General features: G+C 74.2%; 3 protein-coding genes. All 3 read right to left on the reverse strand.

Annotation, left to right across the window (positions count from 1 at the left end):
• Nucleotides 1–12: 12 nt before the first annotated feature.
• Nucleotides 13–1527, reverse strand: a complete 1515-nt coding sequence (locus ABZ371_RS30225; RefSeq protein ID WP_358685582.1) for a PH domain-containing protein — start codon at nucleotides 1525–1527, stop codon at nucleotides 13–15.
• Nucleotides 1528–1638: 111 nt separating this feature from the next.
• Nucleotides 1639–2601 (reverse strand): DUF389 domain-containing protein, encoded by a 963-nt coding sequence (locus ABZ371_RS30230; RefSeq protein ID WP_358685585.1) that lies wholly within the window; start codon nucleotides 2599–2601, stop codon nucleotides 1639–1641.
• An 18-nt stretch (nucleotides 2602–2619) separates the two neighbouring features.
• Complete coding sequence (gene coaA / locus ABZ371_RS30235) at nucleotides 2620–3612, reverse strand: type I pantothenate kinase (protein WP_358685587.1); 993 nt, start codon at nucleotides 3610–3612, stop codon at nucleotides 2620–2622.
• Nucleotides 3613–3769: the final 157 nt, after the last annotated feature.

A 3769-nucleotide genomic window follows, 5' to 3' on the forward strand; every position in this document is an offset into this window, starting at 1 on the left:
GGTGCCGGCGGGTCAGTGCGCCCGGCGCAGCTCCCCGACGACGCGTTGCAGATCGGCCGGCGCGGCCGCGAGACGGACCGGCTCGCCCGCGTCGTCGATCTCGGCGATGTGCCAGCCTCGGGGGACGCCGTCGCCGTCGCCGCCCCGGGCACGCCGTACCGCCGTGACGGTGAGCCGTTCCACCGGTATCCGTCGCGCCGCGAACAGGCCCGGGCCCCCGTGCGGGACGACCGCGGGCGGGCCGCCTCCCAGGACGATGTGGGTGCCGAAGCCGTCCGGGTTGTAGACGGTGTGATCGAGGAACCGCGCGACGACGAACTCCTCGCCGCGCACCACCTGTTGCCCCCCTCCGGTGTCTCCCGGCGCCCGGACCCGGGTGGCGCGCCAGGCCCACGCGAGGAGGGCCAGGGTGACCGCCGAACCGGAGACCGCCCACGTGCGGGCCGCGGGCGAGGCGAACGGACCGGTCGGGTGCAGGTAGCAGAGCGGCAGCAGCCACAGCGCCGTACCGGCCAGCGCCGCCGCGAACGGCAGGGCCGAGGGGAGTACCTCGTCGGGGGGCAGCCGCCGCCCGCGCCGGTGCACGAGCAGCCTGGCGCCGGGGTAGCCCGCGCCGAGGAGGCATCCGGCCGCGATGACGGCCGCCTCTCCGGCCCCCGTGAAGTGTTCGCGCCACACGTGGTGCTCTCCCGCGACCTCTCGCACCTCGTGGCGCCAGACGGTCAGTTCGACGCGGTCACCGGCCGAGAACCCGCGGGCTCCCTCCTTCGAGACGGCCAGACGCTCCAGCGGCCGGCCGGCGGTGAAGTACAGCCAACCGCTCCCCTTCCCCCTGCCGGCCTCGGCCCGGGCGATCACGGCCGGCCACGTGCTCACGCAGGCGCCGCGCTCGGCAGGGGGCGTGTGCGCGGCGCACGGCGCGGCCGACGACCACGCCGCCTCCTTCTCGCCGGCCACGGGCACGAACCACGCGGCCAGGCCCGCCCCCGCGAGCAGCAGCGCGCACAGCACCAGTGGGACGGCCGGGCCGCGCCCGGCGGAGCGGTACGAGAGGACGGGGACGCGACCCGGGGCCCGCGTGCCGTGACGGTGGTGCAGGGCGCGGAGCGCGTCCAGTGTCGCGTCGAAGGCGGCGCGGTCCCGCGGGGAGCCGCTCACCGGCAGGGGCAGCCGTCGCCTGCGCCCGTCCCGCAGCAGCACGACGACGCGGTGGAACTCCTGATGGCGCCCGTACTGCACCTGGACAGCCAGGTCGGCGACGTCCCGCCAGGGTGTGGTCCGGCGGCGCAGCAGCGTCCTGGTGCGCAGGACGTCCGCGTCGGCGCGCACCCGGGCGGTGGCCGCGTACAGGCACACGAGCCCGAGCAGCGCGAGCAGAGCGCCCCCGAAGACCCACCCGTCCACGGGGCTGCCCCGGTACGCCGTGCGCACCCCGGCCAGTAGCGCGCCGGCCGCGCCGAGCGTGACGAAACACCACAGGGCGCGGTTCCGGGCCGGCCCGCAGCTCACTTCCGGGACATCGGTCATGCGGGGCATGGTGCCACCGGCCCCACCGCCCGCACCTGTGCGGAGTGCGGCAGCGTCCGGCCACCCGGCGTTGCCGGGTCACCACCACCGAGGGTGGTTCGTGGCCGGTTGTCAGGCGGCGCCGCCCGCCGCCTTCCGGCGCACCGGGGCCGACCGGCGCTTGCGGCTCCACAGCGCCTTCTGGACCAGCAGGGTCAGTGTCCCGGCCAGGACGATGCCGCCCAGGTTGGCCAGCAGCTGCGCCGACGACCCCCACGTCTGGGCCAGGTCCTGGTAGCTGAAGGCGACGGCGGCGTTGGCCGCGGCGGGCACCGTCGTCACCGAGATGGCCACGCCGATCAGCGCCCCCGACTTCGCCGAGGTCAGCGACAGCGTCCCCGCGATGCCCGCCAGCAGCGCCACCACGAACGACATCCAGTCCGGATGCCAGATGAACCCCGTGTTGGGGCGGTCCGCCGTCACCATGCCCGCGTCGAACAGCCCGAACGCGTCCATCAGCCAGGCGAACCCGGCCGTCAGCACCATCGCCACCGCGAAACCGCCGATGAGCGCCCACAGCGACCGTCCGACCAGGCGCGGGGCGCGTTGCACCAGTGCCGTGGAGATCCCGGCCAGCGGGCCGAACTCCGGCCCCACCGCCATCGCGCCGACGATCAGGATGGCGTTGTCGAGCATCACACCGCAGGCGGCGAGCATCGTCGCGACGGCGAGGAAGGCGACGTAGGTGGCGCTGAACGTCGACTCCTCGTGGGTCACCTCGCTCAGTTCCTCCCACAGCACCGCGTCCGCACCCTCGCCGGGCGCCTCCCGCTCCGCCTCGTCGGCGTGCGAGGAGAGCGTGAGATCCAGGTTCTCCACGGTGATCGAACCCGCCTTGTCGATCCCCAGATCCCGGAGCGCGCCGATCACTTCGTCGCCCGCCTCCCGCGCGACGTCGCACAGGACCATGTCCCCCGAGGGGTCGCGGGCGACGCCGGGCAGCACGGCGAGGTGGGTGGTGCCGACGCTGTTCTCGAGGAGATCGACGACCTCGTCGGTACGGTCGGCGGGCACGATGAGGCGCAGGTGCAGCACAGCGGGGACTCCCGGGGATCAGAGTTTGCGCAACGACAGGCGCTGGACCTTGTGGTCCGCCCCCTTGCGGAGCACCAGGGTGGCACGGCCCCGTGTCGGCGCCACGTTCTCCAGCAGGTTGGGCTTGTTGATGGTCCGCCACATGGTGCGCGCGTAGTCCAGCGCCTCCTCCTCGGACACCTGGGTGTACTTGCGGAAGTAGGAGGACGGGTCCTGGAACGCCGTCTCGCGCAGCCGCCGGAAGCGGTGCAGGTACCAGGTCTCGATGTCCTCGGGACGCGCGTCCACGTACACGCTGAAGTCGAAGTAGTCCGCGAGCCCGACCCTGGTCCGGCCGTCCTTGCCGGGCAGCGCGGGCTGGAGCACGTTCAGCCCCTCCACGATCAGGATGTCGGGCCGGCGCACGGTGAGCCGCTCGCCGGGCACGATGTCGTAGATCAGGTGCGAGTAGACGGGGGCCGTGACCTCGTCCCTGCCGGCCTTGATGTCGGCGACGAACCGGGTCAGCGCCCGCCGGTCGTACGACTCCGGGAACCCCTTGCGCGACATCAGGCCCCGACGCCGGAGCTCCTTCATCGGCAGCAGGAACCCGTCGGTCGTCACCAGCTCCACCCGGGGGTGCTCGGGCCAGCGCGCCAGCAGCGCCTGGAGGATGCGGGCGCTGGTGGACTTGCCGACGGCGACACTCCCCGCGACCCCTATGACGAACGGGGTGCCGCGCTGCTCGCCGTGCCCGTTCCCGGCGTCCCCGAGGAAGGTGTTCAGCGCGCCGCGCAGGCCGGAGGTCGCCTGGACGTACAGGTTGAGCAGCCGGGACAGCGGCAGGTAGACGTCCCGCACCTCGTCGAGGTCGATGACGTCCCCGAGACCTCTCAGCCGCTCGACCTCATCGGCGGTCAGCGGCAGCGGGGTCTTGTCGCGCAGGGCGCTCCACTCGGCCCGGGACAGGTCGACGTAGGGCGTCGGCGCGTGTTCGGTGCGCCGGGGGGTCCGTGCGGGCGAAGTGATCACGTACTCATTGTCGCGGGAGTCGGTGCGGAGCGGGGGGTGGGCTCGGTCACGTGGGGGAGGGCCACCCGCCGGGCCGTCCGCCGCGCCCACCGACCGCTCCCCGTGCTCCCGTGGCCGCACGCGGCCGGGAGTCGCGGCGGGGGCCGGGCGGTGCCGG

This window comes from Streptomyces sp. NPDC005899, from assembly GCF_040629645.1.
GTDB lineage: Bacteria > Actinomycetota > Actinomycetes > Streptomycetales > Streptomycetaceae > Streptomyces.

Coding starts and splice junctions, on each gene's coding strand:
- ABZ371_RS30225 (WP_358685582.1), bottom strand. CDS start 1,527: ATGACCGATGTCCCGGAAGTGAGCTGCGGGCCGGCCCGGAACCGCGCC.